Here is a 19,444-nt window from a genome sequence, read left to right as displayed (position 1 = left end):
TCCCCGCGCCCCTAAAAGCATCAGGCCCCTGCGGGCCTGAAGGACCACGGCCCTGCGGGCCTGAAAAGCACGGGGCGCGGCCCCTGCTTTTCAGGGGCGCGGGGAACTGCGCGACCAGCCCCCACCCACCCGCACTCGCCGACGCGCCCGCACCCCCGAGCCATGAGGCGCCGTCACCCCGTCAGGCCGTCGCCGCCGGTGGTGGGGCCAGCTGCCTCGCCAGCCAGATCGGCACCCCGCCCAGCAGCCGGAACAACCGCCCCGCCTCCTCGCGCAGCCGCGACGCCTCCGGTTCGGACTCCGTCTCGGCGAGGGAGACGAGCGCGGGAGCGGTACCCACGAGGTACCCCAACTCCTCCCTGATGCGCAGGGATTCGGCGAAGCCGTGCCGCGCCTCGGCCAACTCCCCGTCCCGCAGGGCGAGCCCGGCGAGATGGCGCCAGGTGAAGGACTGCAGGAGCAGGTCGTCATGGGCGGTGGCACCGGCGTGGGCCCGGCGGTAGGCGGCGCGCGCGGCCTGCGGGGAGCGGGCGAGGTTCTCGGCGAGCAGGCCCCGCCGGAAGTCGAGCAGGGCCCGGCCGGGCGCGCCGGGGGCGATCAGTGCCGCCGCCCGGCCGAGCGCGGCCCGCGCCTCGTCGGAGCGGTCCCGGACTCCGAGCAGCGTGGCCGCGTACGCCAGTTGACCGCGCTCGCAGGCCGCCGCGCCGCGCTCGTCGTCGGTGCGGGCCTGCGCCTCGGCCGTGCGCAGCGCGTCCTCGGCGTCCTCCCAGCCCTGCTCGGTGTAGAGACAGCGCTCGACGAGCAGCGCGGTCCGCTGGAGCGAGGCCCGTGGACCGTCGGGCTCGATCAGGGCGGCCGCGTCGACCCAGCAGGCGCGTGAGCGCAGCCGCCATACCGCGGTCTGGAGTGGATCGTCACCGGCTGTCGTTCCGTCACCAGACATGGCGGTATGCGCCACGTTGCCCTCCCCGAGCACGTCCTTGAGCTTTGAGTGGTGGCGGCATCTCAGCACGAATCCCGGGGCTCGGCCAAGGGGGTGGGTGAAGGAATTCACAAAGTCATGGGGTGCGGACGGCGCACTTGATCTTCGTCCACCACCCCCTGGGCTCAGCTCATGCGCAGGGCCAGGAAGAAGTCCAGCTTGTCCTCCAGCCGGGAGAGGTCCCGGCCCGTCAACTGCTCGATGCGGCCCACCCGGTACCGCAGCGTGTTGACGTGCAGGTGGAGGCGCGCGGCGCAGCGCGTCCAGGAGCCGTCGCACTCCAGGAACGCCTCCAGGGTGGGGATCAGCTCGGCGCGGTGCCGCCGGTCGTAGTCGCGCAGCGGGTCCAGGAGCCGGGCCGTGAAGGCGCGGCGCACGTCGTCGGGGACGAAGGGGAGCAGCAGGACGTGCGAGGCCAGCTCCTGGTGCCCGGCCGCGCACACCCGTCCGGGGCGGGCCGCCGCCACCCGGCGGGCGTGCCGGGCCTCCTCCAGGGCGCCGCGCAGCCCCTCGGCGGAGTGCACGGCCGCGCTGACGCCCAGGGTGAGCCGGCCGTCGTCGTCGAGGCCGGCGCTCAGCGGGTTCCGTACGGCCGCGAGGAGGGCGTCGGCGTGGATGCCGGACTCGGAGCCGTCGTGCTCGGAGGAGACCGCCGGGAGGGGGACGAGGGCGATGGCCTCCTCACCCGTGTGGGCGACGGCGATGCGGTCGGAGGGCTCGGGCCCGGTGGACAGCGGGTCGACGAGGATCTCCTCCAGGAGCGCCTGGGTGACCGGGCCGCTGTCGACCTCGTCGCCCGCCCACTCGACCCGGGCCACGACGACCTGCCAGTGCGGTGCCGCCCCGAGGCCGGGCAGCAGCACCGGCGCGGCCACCCGCAGCCGGGCCGCGATCTCGGCCGGGGCCGCCCCCGCCTGCACCAGCTCCAGGACCTCCTGGGCGAGCCGGCGCCGTACCGTACGGGCCGCCTCGCGGCGGTCGCGCTCGACCGCGATCAGCTGGGTGACGCCGTGCAGCAGGTCGAGCCGCTCGGCGGGCCAGTCCCCGGCGTCGGCCTCGACCGCGAGGAGCCAGTCCGACAGCAGGGTCTCGCGCGCGTCGCGCGGGGCGCCGCCGGAGCCCGTGCCCCGGCCCGCGCCGCCGATCGGGAAGAGGGAGTACGTGGTGGTGCCGACGGCCACCCGGTGCGGTCCCCGCCGCCCGGTGCGCGTCGCCGCCAGATGCTCGGCGGCCAGCCGCGCGCACAGCTCGGCGGGCAGGGCGGGTCCGGCGTCCTCGGGGCCCGCGACGAGCCGGCCGGCGGGGGAGAGCACCCAGGCGCGCAGGTCCAGGTCGGAGCCGAGCAGGTCCAGGACGACGTCCGGGCCGCCGCCCGCCGGGCCGGAGGTCATCATCCGGCGGTGCCGGTCCACCACGGCCGCCAGGTCGCCGGCGCGCTCGCCGGAGACCTGCCGTACGACGTGCTCGGTGATGGTCGCGAAGGCCACCGACTCGTTGACCGCGAAGAGCGGCAGCCGGTGCCGGGCGCAGGCCACGACGAGGTCCTCGGGGACGTCGCCCAGCTCGGCCTCCCCGGCGGCCAGCGCGGTGACGCCGGCGCCGACCAGGAGCCGTACGAAGGGTTCGGAGTCGGCGGCGTCCCGGCGCCAGGCGAGGCCCGTGAGCACCAGCTCGCCGCCGGAGAGATAGCGGCTGGGGTCTCTGAGGTCGGTGGTCATCACACCGCGCACGGTGCGGTCCAGCTCGTCCCCGCCGCCGAGCAGCCGCAGACCCAGCGCGTCCGTGTCCAGCAGTGCGCGCAGGCGCATTCTCGTCGCCGCCGTTCCTGTGTCGAGAACAAGGATGTTTCCAGGGGAATACCCAGAGGTTGCAGAGGGCCTCCGTTCATACGAATCTACAAGATGCGCGCCCTGGCCAGCCAACTCCTTCATGGTTTTCGTGACTGACCGGGGTGGCGGAGGGCGCTGTGTACTGAGGTGCGGAACACATGAACAGCGCATGGACGAGCCGGGCCCGCCGCACACGATCTGGCTTGAACAGAACGATCCGAGACGAAGAAGAGAGCCGGTCAGATGGACTTCCTTCGCCCCGCCAGCTGGGAGGAGGCGCTCGCCGCGAAGGCCGAGCACCCCACCGCTGTGCCGATCGCCGGCGGCACCGACGTGATGGTCGAGATCAACTTCGACCACCGTCGGCCCGAGTACCTGCTCGACCTGAACCGCGTCGGCGAACTCTCCGAGTGGGAGGTCGGCGAGGACACGGTGCGCCTCGGCGCGTCCGTCCCGTACACCCAAATCATGGAGAACCTCCGTACCGAGCTGCCCGGCCTCGCCCTGGCCTCGCACACGGTGGCCTCCCCGCAGATCCGCAACCGCGGCGGCGTCGGCGGCAACCTCGGGACCGCCTCCCCGGCCGGTGACGCCCACCCCGCCCTCCTCGCGGCGGGCGCCCAGGTCGAGGCCGAGTCCGTACGAGGCTCCCGGCTCATCCCCATCGACGACTTCTACACCGGCGTCAAGCGCAACGCCCTCGCGCCGGACGAGCTGATCCGCGCGGTGCACATCGACAAGGCCGACGGGCCGCAGCAGTACTCCAAGGTCGGCACCCGCAACGCCATGGTCATCGCCGTCTGCGCCTTCGGACTGGCCCTGCACCCGGCCACGCGCACCGTCCGCACCGGCATCGGCTCGGCCGCGCCCACACCCGTCCGGGCCAGGGCCGCCGAGGAGTTCCTGAACGCGGCGCTCGACGAGGGCGGCTTCTGGGACAACGGCCGGATCATCACCCCGTCGGTCGCCAAGCAGTTCGCGGACCTGTGCGCCGGCGCCTGCAACCCGATCGACGACGTCCGCGGCACCGCGAGCTACCGCCGTCACGCCGTCGGCGTCATGGCCCGCCGCACGCTCATGTGGACCTGGGAGTCCTACCGCGGCACCGCCGCCCGCACGGAGGGAGTCGCGTAATGCGCGTCAGTTTCACGGTCAACGGCCGTCCGCAGGAAGCCGACGACGTGTGGGAGGGCGAGTCCCTGCTGTACGTGCTTCGGGAGCGAATGGGGCTGCCCGGCTCCAAGAACGCCTGTGAGCAGGGCGAGTGCGGTTCCTGCACGGTCCGCCTCGACGGTGTCCCGGTGTGTTCGTGTCTGGTGGCCGCCGGACAGGTGGAGGGCCGCGAGGTCGTCACGGTGGAGGGGCTGGCGGACTTCGCCAAGCAGCGGGCCGAGCACGGCGGTTGCGCGTCCGGTGCCTGCGGTTCGCCCACGCAGGGCGGGACTTCGCTCGACGAGGCCAAGCGGTGGGCGGCCGGGGGCACCGACTCGCAGACCGGCGCGGGCACCGAACTCTCCCCGATCCAGCAGGCGTTCATCGACGCCGGGGCCGTGCAGTGCGGCTTCTGCACCCCGGGCCTGCTGGTCGCGGCCGACGAGATGCTGGAACGCACCCCGAACCCGAGCGACGCGGACATCCGGGAGGCGCTGTCGGGCAACCTGTGCCGCTGCACCGGCTACGAGAAGATCATGGACGCGGTCCGCCTCGCGGCCGCCCGGCAGTCCGAAGGGGTCTGAACCATGGGAACCACCGGCCTGCCCACCACCCTCACCCAGGGCTCCCGCACCAAGGGCGGCATCGGCGAGTCCACACTCCGCCCGGACGGCACCCTCAAGGTCACCGGCGAGTTCGCGTACTCCTCCGACGTGTGGCACGAGGACATGCTCTGGGGCCAGATCCTGCGCTCCCCGGTCGCCCACGCCGAGATCGTCTCCATCGACACCGGCGAGGCCCTCGCCACCCCCGGCGTGTACGCCGTCATGACGTACGACGACCTGCCGACCGAGGTAAGGCACTACGGCCTGGAGATCCAGGACACCCCCGTCCTCGCCCACGGCAAGGTCCGCCACCACGGCGAACCCGTCGCGATCGTCGCCGCCGACCACCCGGAGACCGCCCGCCGGGCCGCCGCCAAGATCAAGGTGGAGTACCGCGAACTGCCGGTCATCACCGACGAGGCCTCGGCGACCGCGCCGGACGCCGTGCTCCTGCACGAGGACCGCGACGACCACCACTTCGCGCACGTCTCCCACCCGAACATCGTCCACCGCCAGCCCGTCATCCGCGGCGACGTGGCGAAGGCACGCGAGCGCGCCGACGTCATCGTCGAGGGCGAGTACGTCTTCGGCATGCAGGACCAGGCCTTCCTCGGCCCCGAGTCCGGCCTCGCCGTCCCCGCCGAGGACGGCGGCGTCGACCTCTACATCGCCACCCAGTGGCTGCACGCCGACCTGCGCCAGATCGCCCCCGTGCTCGGCCTGCCCGAGGACAAGGTCCGGATGACGCTGGCCGGCGTCGGCGGTGCCTTCGGCGGTCGCGAGGACCTGTCGATGCAGATCCACGCCTGCCTGCTCGCCCTGCGCACGGGCAAGCCCGTCAAGATGGTCTTCAACCGCTTCGAGTCCTTCTTCGGCCATGTCCACCGTCACCCCGCGAAGCTCCACTACGAGCACGGCGCGACGAAGGACGGCAAGCTCACCCATCTCAAGGCCCGTATCGTCCTGGACGGCGGCGCCTACGCCTCCTCCTCCCCGGCCGTCGTCGGCAACGCCGCCTCCCTTGGTGCCGGGCCGTACGTCATCGAGGACGTCGACATCGAGGCCCTCGCCCTCTACACCAACAACCCGCCCTGCGGCGCGATGCGCGGCTTCGGAGCGGTCCAGGCGTGCTTCGCGTACGAGGCGCAGATGGACAAGCTGGCGGCGAAGCTCGGCATGGACCCGGTTGAGTTCCGGCGGATCAACGCCATGGAGCAGGGCACCCTCCTGCCCACCGGCCAGGCCGTCGACTCCCCGGCCCCGGTCGCCGAACTCCTGCGCCGCGTCAAGGCGATGCCCCTGCCGCCGGAGCAGCAGTGGCTCGCGGCGGGCGAGGCGGCGGACGTACGACAGCTGCCGGGCGGCCTGTCCAACACCACCCACGGCGAAGGCGTCGTCCGGGGCGTCGGCTACGCGGTCGGCATCAAGAACGTCGGCTTCTCCGAGGGCTTCGACGACTACTCCACCGCCCGTGTCCGCATGGAGGTCGTCGCCGGTGAACCCGTCGCCACCGTCCACACGGCCATGGCGGAGGTCGGCCAGGGCGGCATCACCGTCCACGCGCAGATCGCCCGCACGGAGCTGGGCGTCGCCCAGGTGACCATCAACCCGGCGGACACCCAGGTGGGTTCGGCGGGCTCGACCTCCGCGTCCCGGCAGACGTACGTCACGGGCGGCGCGGTCAGGAACAGCTGCGAGCTGGTCCGCGAGAAGGTGCTGGAGCTGGGGCGCCGCAAGTTCGGTACGTACCACCCCGCCTGGGCGACCGCCGAACTGCTGCTGGAGGGCGGCAAGGTCGTCACCGACGCGGGTGAGGTGCTGGCCGACCTGGCGGACGTCCTCGGGGACGAGGCCGTCGAGGTCGAGGCGGAGTGGCGGCACCGGCCGACCGAGCCGTTCGACCTGCGCACCGGGCAGGGCTTCGGCCATGTCCAGTACTCCTTCGCCGCGCACCGTGCGGTCGTCGAGGTCGACACCGAGCTGGGCATGGTCAAGGTCGTCGAACTGGCCTGCGCGCAGGACGTCGGCAAGGCGCTCAACCCGCTCTCCGTGGTGGGCCAGATCCAGGGCGGTACGACCCAGGGGCTGGGCATCGCGGTGATGGAGGAGATCGTCGTCGACCCGAAGACCGCGAAGGTGCGCAATCCGTCCTTCACGGACTACCTCATCCCCACGATCCTCGACACGCCGACCATCCCCGTCGACGTGCTCGAACTCGCCGACGACCACGCGCCGTACGGGCTGCGTGGCGTCGGGGAGGCGCCGACCCTGTCGTCGACCCCGGCCGTGCTCGCGGCGATCCGCTCCGCGACGGGGCTGGAGCTGAACCGGACGCCGGTACGGCCGGAGCATCTGACCGGTACGGCGTAGTCGGCCGCCGGGCGCCTATGAGCTCGGGGTGCGCGGGTCGTCGGCGGGTGCGGGTGCGTGGGGCTTCTCGCGCAGTTCCCCGCGCCCCTGAAAGACCAGGCCCTGCGGGCCTGAAAGACCACGGCCCCGCGGGCCTGAAAAGCAGGGGGCGCAGCCCCTGCTTTTCAGGGGCGCGGGGAACTGCGCGAGCAACCCCCACGCACCCGCACCCGCCGACGAACCGCGCACCCCCCGCTCACTTACTCACCACCCACGTTCGTCTCGGGCCGTCCCCCGGGTCGGGCACCTTCCCAAATCCCGCCGAAGCCCAGTGCAACGGCCGGGTGTCCCTGTGAACCTTGGGAGAAGGCCCCATGACCCCACAGTCGCTGAAGCCGAGGACGGTCGCCGCAGGCGCCGTCGACCCGGCCGGCCGGTCCCGTCTCGACCGGTACTTCCACATCACCCGGCGCGGATCCACCCTCGCCCGAGAGGTCCGCGGCGGCGTCACCACCTTCATGGCGATGGCGTACATCCTCCTGCTCAACCCGCTCATCCTCTCCGGCCCGGACGCCGCAGGCGCCACCCTCGGCCAGCAGGCCCTGATCACGGCGACCGCGCTCGCGGCGGCCGTCAGCACGCTCCTCATGGGTGTCGTCGGCCGGGTCCCGCTCGCCCTCGCCGCCGGCCTCTCCGTCTCCGGCGTGATCGCCTCGCAGGTCGCCCCGCAGATGACCTGGCCGCAGGCGATGGGCATGTGCGTGATGTACGGCGTGATCATCATGCTCCTGGTCGTCACCGGCCTCCGCGAGATGATCATGAACGCCATCCCGCTCGCCCTGAAGCACGCGATCACCATGGGGATCGGTCTGTTCGTCGCCCTGATCGGCTTCTACAAGGCCGGTTTCGTGCACCAGGGCAAGGCGACCCCGGTCAGCCTCGGCCCCACCGGCGAACTCGCCGGCTGGCCCGTCCTCCTCTTCGCGGTCACCCTCCTCGCGATCTTCATGCTCCAGGCCCGGGGCGTTCCCGGCGCGATCCTGCTCGGCATCGTCGGCGGCACCGTCGTCGCCGTGCTCCTCAACGCCCTCGACGTCATCGACCCGAAGCAATGGGCGGGCGGCGCACCGGAGTTGCACGGCGGCGCGGTCTCGATGCCGGACTTCTCGCTCTTCGGCCAGGTCGAGTTCGGAGGCTGGGGGGACGTCGGCGCGATGACGGTCGGCATGATCGTCTTCACCCTTGTGCTCGCCGGGTTCTTCGACGCGATGGCCACCATCATCGGCGTGGGCAAGGAAGCGGGCCTCGCCGACGACAAGGGCCGGATGCCGGGCCTGTCCAAGGCGCTGTTCATCGACGGCGCGGGCGGCGCGATCGGCGGGGTGGCAGGCGGCTCGGGCCAGACCGTGTTCGTGGAGTCGGCCACCGGAGTCGGCGAGGGCGCCCGCACCGGCCTCTCCTCCGTCGTCACCGGTCTCTTCTTCACGGCCTGTCTGTTCTTCACCCCGCTCACGGCGATCGTGCCCGGCGAGGTCGCGGCCGCCGCGCTCGTCGTCATCGGCGCCATGATGATGACGAACGCCCGACACGTCGACTGGTCCGACCGCGCCACCGCGATCCCGGTCTTCCTCACCGTCGTGATCATGCCGTTCACGTACTCCATCACCGCGGGCGTCGCCGCCGGAGTCGTCTCCTACGTCGCCATCAAGCTCGCCCAGGGCCGGGCGCGGGAGATCGGCGCGTTCATGTGGGGCCTGACGGCGGTCTTCGTCGTCTTCTTCGCCCTCGACCCGATCGAGAACTGGGTGGGCGTGCACTAGCGGTCGCCCAGGCCCGCGTACCGTCCGCACCACCGCTGCCGTAGCCGAAGGAGACCGAGAGATGCTGGACATCGCCGAAGAACTGCACCGGTGGGTCGAGCAGGGCCGTGACTTCGCCGTCGCCACCGTGGTGGCCGTCGGCGGCAGCGCGCCCCGCCGGCCGGGCGCCGCCCTCGCGGTGGACGCCGACGGCACGGCGATCGGCTCGGTCTCCGGCGGCTGTGTGGAGGGCGCCGTCTACGAGCTGTGCCAACAGGCGCTGGCCGACGGCGAGACGATCCTCGAACGCTTCGGCTACAGCGACGACGACGCCTTCGCCGTCGGGCTGACCTGTGGCGGAGTCATCGACATCCTCGTCACGCCGGTGCGGGCCGGCGATCCCGTCCGCCCGGTGGCCGCCGCCGCGCTCTCCACCGCCGCGAGCGGGCGGGCGGCGGCCCTGGCCCGGATCGTCTCCGGCCCGGCGGACCTGCGGGGCCGCGCCCTGCTGGTCCGCCCGGACGGCTCGTACGACGGCGGCTACGGCGCCCACCCCGAGCTCGACCGCACGGTTGCCGCCGAGGCCCGCGCCCTCCTTGACGCCGGTCGCACCCAGACCCTGGAGATCGGGGAGCAGGGGTCGCGGTGCGGCGCGCCCCTCACCGTTCTCGTCGAGTCGTCCGTCCCGCCGCCCCGGATGATCGTCTTCGGCGCGATCGACTTCGCGGCGGCGCTGGTGCGCGTCGGCAAGTTCCTCGGCCACCACGTCACCGTCTGCGACGCCCGCCCCGTCTTCGCGACCCGTGACCGCTTCCCGGAGGCGGACGAGATCGTCGTCGACTGGCCCCACCGCTACCTGGAGCGCACGTCCGTCGACGCCCGTACGGTCCTGTGCGTCCTCACCCACGACGCCAAGTTCGACATCCCGCTGCTCCAGCTCGCCCTACGGCTCCCCGTCGCCTACGTCGGCGCGATGGGATCCCGCCGCACCCACCTCGACCGAAACGAACGCCTCCGCCAGGTCGGCGTCACCGAACTGGAGCTGGCCCGGCTGCGCTCCCCGATCGGCCTCGACCTCGGCGCGCGCACCCCGGAGGAGACCGCGCTGTCCATCGCCGCCGAGATCGTCGCCGACCGGCGGGGCGGCAGCGGGATCTCCCTGACCGGCGCGCACACCCCGATCCACCACGACGGCCCGACCACCCTCACGGAACTGCCGAGCCTGCGCGTCTCCTGATCGGCCGATCCCGTCATGGGCGGCGCGGGCAGGGCGGATCGTAGTCGAGGCGGGGAAAGTGGCGGGCCCACTCGGCGCGGCTGATGGTGCCGCGGACGCGGTCGCAGGCCTCGGCGAGCGCCCGGTCGAGGTCGGTGTACCAGATCTGCACACTGTGGTGGGCGGTCACGGTGAGGAACGTGCCGTCGGCCTCGAGGTGGCGCACCTCCTTGACCGTCCCGCCCGGGTTGGTGAGGCGGGCCAGGGAGGCAGGGCGCGCGCGGTCGTTCAGGTCCCAGGCGTTCACCACGCCGTCGATGCCGACGGTCACCGCGGTGCGGCCGTGGGAGGCGAAGGCCACGCTGGTGACGATGTCGGTGTGCCGGGCCAGCACGCCCAGCGCACGGTGGCGGGGGAGATCGCTGACGTCCCACAGCCTCGCCGTGCGGTCGTCGCTCCCGCTCAGCAGCGTACGGCCGTCCGGACTGTAGGCGAGGGCGTCGACGAAGTGTCCGTGCCCCTCCAGGACGGCGACGGGGGTGGCGTGGTGCGGGTCGGTCACGTCCCAGATGCGGATGTCGTGGTCGTTGGAGCCCGAGGCCAAGGTCTTTCCGTCGGGGCTGAACACCACGGGTTTGACATCGCCGTGGTGCCCGGTGAGCGTGTCGAGCAGACGGGGGCGGGCCGGGTCGGTGATGTCCCAGAGGCGGATGGTGTCGTCGTAGCTGCCGGTGGCGGCCAAGCGGCCGTCCTCGCGTACGGCGACGGAGTAGACGCCGTCGGTGTGTTCCGTGGGCCGCTTCGACAGCACCCTGGGGCGGTGCGGGTCGCTCACGTCCCACAGCCGGAGCGTGCGGTCGCTGTCCACACCGAGCAGGGTGTCGCCGTTCCGGGTGAACTGGATCGGGCCCAGGCCGACTCCCTCGGTGGTGCCGAGTCGGGAGGGCCGTCGTGGATCGGTGATGTCCCACAGGACGACCTGGGAGCCGTCGGCCATGGCCAGGGTGCGGCCGTCGGCGGGCACGGCCGGTGTGTGCCCGGCCGGTGCGCGCCCGATGGGTGCGGAGCCGGTCGTTCCGGGGTCGGTCGACGCGACGGACAGGGAGCTGAGCAGGGCGTCCTCGGTACGGTCCTGCTGAGTCCGCCGGTAGGCGGCCAGCGCGATCTGGACGGCGAGGGACGGATTGTGCCGGCTGAGGAGCACGGCTTCGTCGGCGGCCCGGAGGGCCACGGCCTCGTTGCGCTGCTGGGTGACGGTGTGCTGTGCCCGGACGGCGAAACCGGTGGCGGCCACGGCGCACACGAGCAGGACGACCAGGGCTCCGGCCAGCCTGCGCAGGCGGCGCAGGCTGCGGCGGCCGCGCTGTCGCGTCTGCTCTGCCGCCGCCTCGCCGGCGTCGAGGAAGGCGCGTTCCCGAGCGGTCAGCGCCTGTGGCGGGAGGTCCTTCGCGGCGGCGAGGCGTACCCCGCGGTACAGGGTGTCGGGGTCGCGGTCCAGGGACTCCCAGACAGTGGTGGCCTCGGTGAGGGCCCGGTGCAGACGTACCTGGCCGCGGTCCTCCTCCAGCCAGGCGCCGAACCGGGGCCAGCAGCGGATCAAGGCCTCGTGGGCGATCTCCACGTGGTCGGCGTCGGTGGTCAGCAGCCTGGCCCTGGTCGCCTGTTCGAGGACGAAGTCGGTGTCCGGACCGCTGTCGAGTTCTCGACGTGGCACACGGCGTTTGGTGTCCTCGGTGCCTTCGCCCAGGGCGACGAGCCGTAGGAACAGCCGCCGCGCGACCTTCTGTCGGCTGTCGTCGAGGGCGTCGTAGAACTTCTCGGCGGTCTGGGCGAGCGCGTCCTCGATGCCGCCCGCCGCACGGTATCCGGCCAGCGTGAGAGCGTTGCCCCGCCGTCGTCGCCAGGTCTCCAGCAGGGCGTGCGAGAGCAGGGGCAGCGCGCCCGGGCGGCCGTGGGCCTCGGCCGTGAGAGTCGTCAGCAGGGCACTCTCGACGGTGAGCCGGGAGCGGGCAGCGGGCTGGACGATTGCCGCCCGCAGTTCCTCGGCGTTCATCGGGCCGACGGGATGGTGGGCATGGGGCAGGGCCTCGACGAGACCGGCCAGCCGGATGCAGTGCGTGTAGAAGTCGGACCGCACGGCGATGGCGACCCGGGTGCGGCTGTCGGGGGCCTGCGCCGCGTGCACGAGCGCGGCGACGAAACGCTCCCGCTCCCGCGTGTCGGCACAGAGGGTGAACACCTCCTCGAACTGGTCCACGACGACGAGGAGTTCGTCCGTGGCGGAGCCGGTCTCCTGCCGCCCGGCGAGGATCTGCCGCACCATCCGGTGGAAGGCGTCCGGTTCGGCCGCGAGGTCGGCACGGACCGGGCCGTGAGCCACGCCGGCACGGGCCGCCAGCCGTAGGGCGCATTCCTCCAGGGGATGCGGTCCGGGGGTGAGGACCAGTGAGGAAACATCGGGAAATGCGGGGAGCACACCCGCGCGCAGCACGGATGACTTACCGGATCCCGATGCCCCGAACAACACGAGGAGCCTTTTTTCCTTCAGATGTTCGACGAGTGCGGCGGTGAGTTTCTCGCGTCCGAAGAAATACGCGGCATCGGCCTCCTCGAACGCGCGCAGACCGGCATAGGGCGGCTTGGCGCCGCCCCCTTTCCGGTTCTCCGTGTCGATCGCGACCGAGGTGTCCGTGCCGCTGCACGCGTCGGCCGTCCATTGCCAGATCCGTGTCCATTCCCGCTCGTCACCGCCGCAGGCGCGGACGTAGGCGAGAGTGACGGCCAGGCTGGGAAGTTGACGCCCCGCCGCGGCCGAGGACAGCGTCGCGATCCCATAATGCGATTTTCGTGCGAGGTCTCGGTAGGTCGGACGGCCGGCCTGCTCCCGCAGTTTCCGTAAACGTGCCGCGAATTCGAACAGAGGACCGCCGTCCGGGTCCAGAGGCCTCTCCCCCCGCGGCATGCGACCACCCTTTTCCCCGTCTCACGCGGATTGTTCGGCATCCGTTTGTTCACCATCGGCCCACCGGCCTCGAACAACAGATTAGCGGCTACAAACGGTGCATCAGGTCCCGCACCGAGGACCGGACGACGAACGGAAAAGAGGAATTCCATGAAGACCCGCGTACGAACCGTCCTGCCCGCGCTCCTGGCCACCGCCGTGACCGCGCTCGGCGTCGGCGAGGCCCTGCCCGCCGTCGCGGCTCCCGCCGCCGTCGTGCGGACCGCGCCCTCCCTGCAGACGGTCGCCGCAGCCGCGGCAGCGCCCGCGGAGGATGTCCGGCAGGTCGCGGACCGCATCATGAACCTTCGGTACTACGACTTCACCAAGCACCCGAAGGTCGCACCGTTCAACTGGTCCAACGACGGGTGCAGCGGCCCGCAGGAGATCAAGAACCTGTTCACCGAAGCCTGCAACCAGCACGACTTCGGCTACCGCAACTACGGGGCGCAGCACGGAGGCCTCCGGCTCAGCCCCATCCGCCAGACCAAGGACTGGATCGACACGCGCTTCTGGCACGAGATGCGCCAGACCTGCTTCGACCACCACGGCGGCGGCAACTGGTGCCTGATCCATGCACGCGCCGCCTACCTGGCCGTGCACAAGTTCGGAGACAGGTTCTTCTGGGCCGCCTGACAGCAGAAGGCCGCGACGGCGCCCGCCTGTTCGGGGGCGCCGTCGCGGTGGGCGAGGTACAGAGACGGCCGCGCGGGGGGCGACACCCCGCCCCCGGGTCCCCCACATTCACGAAGGAGCATTCATGCCCGACAGCACACCGGACAGCGCCCCGCGTCCGCCCCAGGCTCACGTCCGCCCGGTCCACCTCAGCCGGGCCGGCTTCCTCCGGGCCACCGCCACGGCGGTCCTCGCGGGCGGCCCCCTGCTCCGCACCCCGGCCCACGCGGCGAGGGACCCCCTCCGCGTCTCCAAGATCGCCGACCTCACCGGTCCCGGTCTCACCACCCGGTTCCGCATGGAGGCCACCGACCTGGGCGTGCCGGTACGGACGCCCGACGGCCGACTCCTGTTCGTCTTCGGCGACACCTTCGAGGAGGCCAGGGTCGGCGGCGGGTGGTGGCGCTCGCCCGTGGCGCTGTACGGGCGCTTCGACGGGCACGGTCGGCCGGTCGTCTGGACCGGCGCGGTGGGCGGACGGCACGCCCGGCAGCTGTGGCCGTACGACCACGACAACCCCGAATACTCCACCGTGCTGCCCTCCGACGTGATCACCCTCGGCGACACCATGTACCTGCACGTCATGGTGAACAAAGGGCTCGGCAACGTGGTGCGCACCGAGATCTGGCGGTCGGACGACTCGGGCGCGACCTGGAGTGCCACCGGTGCCGTGTTCGCCGCGAACCTGCACGGCGGCATGTTCCAGCTGCTCACATGGGCGCTCGGAGGTGACGGGTACGTCTACGTCCTGTCCACCGGGTTCCAGCGGGACAAGCCGGTCATCCTGCACCGCGTACGCCCGGGCCGGCTGGCGGATCCCGGTGCCTACGAGCCGTGGGGACAAGGCCCCGACAACCGCTGGGCCTGGGGCAACCCGCCCACGCCCGTCCTGGACGGCAGGTTCGGCGAGCTCTGTCTGCGCATGCTCGACGGCCGCTGGGTCCTGACCTGGTTCAACCAGGGCGACTACCGGATCGAGGGCCTGGTCGCGGACCACCCCACGGCGGACCTGCGCACCGCCCATCGCCGCACCCTGCTGTGGGGCACGTCCTGGGGCGACGAGGACGACACCCATGTGGCGCAGTTGTACGGCGGCTACGTCGTTCCAGGGTCGACGCTCGACGACCTTCACCTGTCGGTGAGCCAGTGGAACACCGAGGCGGGCTGGCCGTACCGCGTCATGCAGTACCGCGTTCGCGGTCTCGCCCCCTGACCGCTTGACCCCCGGGTCGGCAGGGCCGACCGTTGCTCTAGGGCAACAGCATTACGGGGGCGGGCGGTTGAGCGGCATGACCGGTGAGGAGCGACCGCACGGGGGCGGGACCGAGAGCCCGGCCGGCGCGACGGGGGCGGACACGGACGAGCGGGGGCGGGGAGCCGCCGGCGACGACAGCACGAGCGACGGCACGGCCGCGGGCGACGGCACGGACGTCAGGACCGCGGAGGGCGCCGAGGGCGGTGACGCCAGTGCCGGTGCGCCGGGTGGGGGCGGCGACGAGGTTCGGGCCGCCGACGCCGATGCCGATGCCGATGCCGACACCGGAGCTGGAGCCGACGCCGACGCCGGTCACGGTGGCGGGGGTTCGGGCAGTGACGTCGGCCCAGGGGAACCCGGAAGCGACGGTGCCGCCGACGACCGGCGGTTGTCGACCGTGTCGACCGCGCTCCTGGGGCTCTTCCTCCTCGCCGACGTCGTCTTCGTCTGCGGAGCCCTCGTGACGCTCTGGCCGGCGGTGCTGGCGACGGTCGAGCCCGGGGCGGAGCCCACGGCCACCGCGCGCTGGTCGCCGTTCGGCCTGGGGGACTGGTCGCTGACCGCCGACACCGCGATGCTGCTCGCCGTGGTCGTGTGCAGCGCGCTCGGCAGCTTCGTCCACGCGGCCACGTCCTTCGCGACGTACGTCGGCAACCGGCGGCTCTACGCGAGCTGGCTGTGGTGGTACCTCCTGCGCGCCGGGATCGGGGTGGCCCTCGCGCTCCTCGTCTATCTCCTGCTGCGCGGCGGCCTGTTCGCCGGCAGCTCCGGCGCCGGGGCGACCAACCCGTACGGCTTCTCCGGCATCGCCGGGCTCTGCGGACTCTTCTCCAAGCAGGCCACCGACAAGCTCCGCGAGATCTGCGACACCCTCCTCAGCACCACGGGCGACGGCGACCGCGACCGCCGCGACGGCCTGGCCGCCACCCGCAACGGGGACCCGGGCCCGTCCTGACCACGGGCCGGCGGCAGCCCTTCCGACCGCCTGTCCTCGCTCCTCGCTCCTCGGGCCTCGCTCCCCGGTTCCGCAGTTCACCCCGGCTTGCGCGCCAGCACGTACGCCTGCGGGGTGTTCGCCGTGCAGCTTCTCGTAGTCGGTGGCGACCGTGTCGTAGGACTCCCGGGTGGTGTGGTCGTGTGCGCTCACGCGTCGGACGGTAGCCGGAGGGTCTGACAACGACGTCGGACGGCGGACGCGGAGTCCGTTCTGTCCGGCGGTGACGATCGGGCCGGCCCGGACACCGGCCGGATCAGCCCCGACGCCGTTCGTCGTCCGTGAGCAGCCCGTCCATCGCCCGTCCGAACATGCGCCGCGCCAGCCCTCCGAGCGGCCGGTCGAACAGACCCGGCAGCGGGCGCACCCGCAGGTCCTCGCGCCAGACCGTACGGGACGCGCCGTCACCGTGCGGATAAACCTCGATCTCGGCCCACCCGGTGACGAACGAACCGTGCTTGACGAGACGGCACTTCCCGGCAGCCCCCGCCTCGGGCGGCTGCCAGACCGTGACCTCCATCGGGTCGTCGAAGGCGAGCGGCCCCACACCGCTGCGGGCCACGAACACCGTGCCCTCACCGGTCGGCGGAGGCGTGCGCACGGTGACGCGGGTCAGCGGCACGACGTCCCCGTGCCGGGGCCAGTCGGTCAGCAGCCGCCAGGCACGGTCCACGGGGAGCGGGGAGAGGCGTTCCAGGAGGAAGAGAACCACGGGGCGAGCGTAGGCGAACCCGCGCGGAGGAGGCGGGCGGCGAGGGGGACGGAGGGACGCGTCATGTGCCCGCATGTATCCGGACCGCCCCCCAGCACCGCCCCGCCCGGATCACCCCACCCCACCCCGCCCGGACCACCCCGCCCGTCCGTCGCACTCGTCGCAGAGCCCCTACCGCCCCGCCACGCCGTACGGCACGATGAGCGCGACCGCACGCCCGCCCCTGGCCGGAAGGTGCTCTCGTGGACCCTGAACTGCACGCCAGACTCGACGAGTTGCAGCGGGATCCGTATCCGCTCTACGCGCGAGCCAGGGCGGCCGAGGGACTGACGTACGTGCCCGAGCTGGACTCCTGGCTGGTGGCACGGGACGCCGACGTACGGGAGGTGCTGCGGCGCCCGGAGGACTTCTCCTCGGCCAACGCCCTGCGCCCCGACGTCATGCCCGCGCCCGCCGCGCTGGCCGTCCTCGGCGGCGGCTTCGGCGGCCGCCCCGTCGTCGTCACCGCCGACGGCGCCCTGCACCAGGCACTGCGGGCCCCCATCGTGCGGGGCCTGTCGCCCGCCAGGGTCGCCGCCGTCCTGCCGTACGCCGCCGAACGGGCCGCCGCCCTCGTCGACGACTTCGTCAAGAACGGGGAGGGCGGCCGCGTCGAGCTGATGTCGGCGTACGCGGGGCGGCTGCCCGGCGAGGTCGTCGGGCGTCTCGTCGGGTTCGACCCGGACGACGTGCCGGCGCTGGTGCACGGCGGTCACCGGGCCGAGCAGCTGCTGTTCCGGCCCATGACGGAGGCCGAGCAGATCGCGGCGGCCGAGGACGTGGTCGCCACCGCCCACCGGCTCGACGCCTTCGTTCACGCCCGGCGTGCGGACCCGCGCGAGGACCTGGGCACCGAACTCATCACCTCCGTCGCCGGACCGGGCACCGGCGAGCTGACGCTCGACCAGCGTCACCAGGTCGTCGCCCACCTCCAGAACCTGCTCATCGCCGGACACCTGACCACGACGGCCCTCATCGGGACCACCGTCCTGCATCTGCTGCGCGACCGCCGGCAGTGGGAGCTGCTCTGCGCCGAACCGGAGCGCATCCCGGCCGCCGTCGAGGAAGCGGCCCGCTACGACACCGCGTTGCAGGGCTTCCGCCGCGTCACCACCCGCCCGGTCACCCTCGCCGACACCGAACTCCCCGCCGGGACACCGGTGTTCCTCGCGTTCGCCGGCGCCAACCGGGACGCCTCCCGCCATCCGCGCCCCGACGACTTCGACATCACCCGCCACGCCGGCAGCCGTCACCTCTCCTTCGGCCTCGGCGCCCACACCTGCCCCGGCTCACAGCTCGCCCGGGAACAACTGCGCCTGACCCTGGAGGTGTTGACCAGCCGCCTCCCGGAGCTGCGGCTGGCGGAGGGCCGACGGACCACCATGCGGCCGACGTTGATCCACCGCTCCCCGGAACGCCTCGACCTCGTCTGGTGACCCGCACAGCGGGAACGCCGGACGGCGCGCGGAGACCGAGGACGGCTCACACGTCCAGCAACTCCCGCGCCGCCACCGGCATCCCCGTCTCCAGCGACCGGTTCGCCGCCAGCCCCGTCACCAGTGACCGTGCCCCGTCCACCGCGTCGGCGGCCCGCCCGAGCGCGTCCGGCACGCGCTCCCCGAACAGGTCGGCCAGCATGCGGACATCGCCGCCGCCGTGCCCGCCCTCGCCCGTCTCCACCTTCACCTCGCGCGGCGGCTCCCAGAAACGGCGGACCAGCAGCTGGGTCCTGCCGGCCTCCCCACCCGCCTCGGCGCCGTGCAGGACCGGGCTCGCCCCGGTGATCCGCACATCGGGCCGCGTCCACGTCGACTCCTCCACCAGCAGTTCGACGCGCCCCTCGCTGCCGTTGAAGGCGATCCGGTAGCCCTCCCAGGGGGAGTAGGCCGTGAGGTGGTAGGTCAGGGTGGCGCCGGATGCGTAGCGGACGAGGACCGCCATGTCGTCCTCGATGGACACGCCGGGGCCGAAGACGTTCCGGTCGCGGTGGTAGCCGTCCTCCCGCTCGGCGTCGAGGTAGAGCGAGGTGAGGGCGGGGGAGTCGGCGAGGTGGAGGGCGAAGGGGTCGGACTCGGCCGCCGGGGAGCCGTGGGCGCGGGTGTAGTCCCGGGCGAGGCCCCGGCGGCGGCCCGCCTCGTCGCCGTAGAAGAAGAGGCCGCCCTGGGCGAAGACGGTGTCGGGGCGGGTGCCGAGCCACCAGTTGACCAGGTCGAAGTGGTGGGTCGACTTGTGGACGAGGAGGCCGCCGGAGTTCGCCTTGTCGCGGTGCCAGCGGCGGAAGTAGTCGGCGCCGTGCCGCAGATCGAGCAGCCACTCGAAGTGCACCGAGCCGACCTCGCCGATCTCACCGCTCGCGAGCAGTTCCCGCACGGCCGAATGCACCGGGTTGTAGCGGTAGTTGAAGGACACGCGGACCTCGCGGCCGGTCCGCCGCCGGGCCTCCAGGATGCGGTGGGCGTGCTCGGCGTCGGTCGTCATCGGCTTCTCGGTGACGACGTCGCAGCCCGCCTCCAGGGCGCGGACGATGTAGTGGTCGTGCGTCCGGTCCACCGTGCACACCACGACCAGATCGACCCGTTCGCGGCGCAGCATCTCCTCGAACTCGTCGGCCCCGTACGCCGGTACGGGCGCACGGCCCGGACGGTCGGCGGCGATCCAGGCGTTGTGGACGGCCATCCGGTGGGAGTTGGTGTCGCAGAGGCCGACCAGCTCGATCCGTTCGGCGAAGGCTCCCGTCAGCGCCTCGGTGAACATCCGCGCCCGGGCACCGAGCCCCACCACGGCGGCGCGGCGGGGTTGTGGGGAGGTGGTGCAGGGGTCTTGTTGAGACATTCGG

Annotated in this window: 14 protein-coding genes; 9 read left to right on the top strand and 5 right to left on the bottom strand. The window is 72.6% G+C overall.

What is annotated here, in order from left to right; translation table 11 throughout:
- Positions 1–181 precede the first annotated feature (181 nt).
- Positions 182–958 (bottom strand): hypothetical protein, encoded by a 777-nt coding sequence (locus tag ACZ52C_RS37520; RefSeq protein WP_469079014.1) that lies wholly within the window; start codon positions 956–958, stop codon positions 182–184.
- A gap of 149 nt (positions 959–1,107) precedes the next feature.
- Positions 1,108–2,790, bottom strand: a complete 1,683-nt coding sequence (locus tag ACZ52C_RS37515; RefSeq protein WP_469079013.1) for a PucR family transcriptional regulator — start codon at positions 2,788–2,790, stop codon at positions 1,108–1,110.
- Positions 2,791–3,054: 264 nt separating this feature from the next.
- Between ACZ52C_RS37515 and ACZ52C_RS37510 the strand changes: the two genes are divergently transcribed.
- From ACZ52C_RS37510 to ACZ52C_RS37490, 5 genes are all read left to right on the top strand, one after another.
- Positions 3,055–3,945, top strand: a complete 891-nt coding sequence (locus tag ACZ52C_RS37510; RefSeq protein ID WP_469079012.1) for an FAD binding domain-containing protein — start codon at positions 3,055–3,057, stop codon at positions 3,943–3,945.
- Positions 3,945–4,547, top strand: coding sequence for a (2Fe-2S)-binding protein (locus ACZ52C_RS37505; RefSeq protein ID WP_469079011.1), 603 nt, complete (start codon positions 3,945–3,947; stop codon positions 4,545–4,547). The genes ACZ52C_RS37510 and ACZ52C_RS37505 overlap by 1 nt, the downstream gene beginning before the upstream one ends.
- A gap of 3 nt (positions 4,548–4,550) precedes the next feature.
- Entirely contained in the window at positions 4,551–6,938 is a 2,388-nt protein-coding gene (locus ACZ52C_RS37500) for a xanthine dehydrogenase family protein molybdopterin-binding subunit (protein ID WP_469079010.1), read from the top strand.
- A gap of 353 nt (positions 6,939–7,291) precedes the next feature.
- Complete coding sequence (locus ACZ52C_RS37495) at positions 7,292–8,737, top strand: NCS2 family permease (RefSeq protein ID WP_469079009.1); 1,446 nt, start codon at positions 7,292–7,294, stop codon at positions 8,735–8,737.
- Positions 8,738–8,798: 61 nt separating this feature from the next.
- On the top strand, positions 8,799–9,953 hold the full coding sequence (locus ACZ52C_RS37490) for an XdhC family protein (protein ID WP_469079008.1): 1,155 nt from the start codon (positions 8,799–8,801) through the stop codon (positions 9,951–9,953).
- A gap of 13 nt (positions 9,954–9,966) precedes the next feature.
- Here ACZ52C_RS37490 and ACZ52C_RS37485 read toward each other — a convergent pair whose 3' ends face one another.
- The gene (locus ACZ52C_RS37485; RefSeq protein ID WP_469079007.1) at positions 9,967–12,894 is read right to left on the bottom strand and encodes an nSTAND1 domain-containing NTPase; all 2,928 of its coding nucleotides are present in this window, start codon (positions 12,892–12,894) and stop codon (positions 9,967–9,969) included.
- Between the two features lie 150 nt (positions 12,895–13,044).
- On the opposite strand from ACZ52C_RS37485, the gene ACZ52C_RS37480 reads away from it, so the two are divergent.
- The 3 genes from ACZ52C_RS37480 to ACZ52C_RS37470 all read left to right on the top strand — a co-directional run bounded on the left by ACZ52C_RS37480 (position 13,045) and on the right by ACZ52C_RS37470 (position 15,818).
- The gene (locus tag ACZ52C_RS37480) at positions 13,045–13,569 is read left to right on the top strand and encodes a phospholipase A2 (RefSeq protein WP_469079006.1); all 525 of its coding nucleotides are present in this window, start codon (positions 13,045–13,047) and stop codon (positions 13,567–13,569) included.
- A 124-nt stretch (positions 13,570–13,693) separates the two neighbouring features.
- The gene (locus tag ACZ52C_RS37475) at positions 13,694–14,821 is read left to right on the top strand and encodes a DUF4185 domain-containing protein (protein ID WP_469079005.1); all 1,128 of its coding nucleotides are present in this window, start codon (positions 13,694–13,696) and stop codon (positions 14,819–14,821) included.
- Between the two features lie 76 nt (positions 14,822–14,897).
- On the top strand, positions 14,898–15,818 hold the full coding sequence (locus ACZ52C_RS37470; protein WP_469079004.1) for a hypothetical protein: 921 nt from the start codon (positions 14,898–14,900) through the stop codon (positions 15,816–15,818).
- Between the two features lie 295 nt (positions 15,819–16,113).
- Here ACZ52C_RS37470 and ACZ52C_RS37465 read toward each other — a convergent pair whose 3' ends face one another.
- Positions 16,114–16,569, bottom strand: coding sequence for an SRPBCC family protein (locus ACZ52C_RS37465; protein ID WP_469079003.1), 456 nt, complete (start codon positions 16,567–16,569; stop codon positions 16,114–16,116).
- A gap of 242 nt (positions 16,570–16,811) precedes the next feature.
- On the opposite strand from ACZ52C_RS37465, the gene ACZ52C_RS37460 reads away from it, so the two are divergent.
- On the top strand, positions 16,812–18,044 hold the full coding sequence (locus tag ACZ52C_RS37460; RefSeq protein WP_469079002.1) for a cytochrome P450: 1,233 nt from the start codon (positions 16,812–16,814) through the stop codon (positions 18,042–18,044).
- A 46-nt stretch (positions 18,045–18,090) separates the two neighbouring features.
- On the opposite strand, the gene ACZ52C_RS37455 is transcribed toward ACZ52C_RS37460, so the two are convergent.
- Positions 18,091–19,440, bottom strand: a complete 1,350-nt coding sequence (locus ACZ52C_RS37455; RefSeq protein WP_469079001.1) for a Gfo/Idh/MocA family protein — start codon at positions 19,438–19,440, stop codon at positions 18,091–18,093.
- Positions 19,441–19,444: the final 4 nt, after the last annotated feature.

The organism is Streptomyces sp. NPDC034049, from assembly GCF_055575575.1.
The sequence above is the reverse complement of the archived record's forward strand: the minus strand, read 5'-3'. Positions and strand labels throughout refer to the sequence as shown.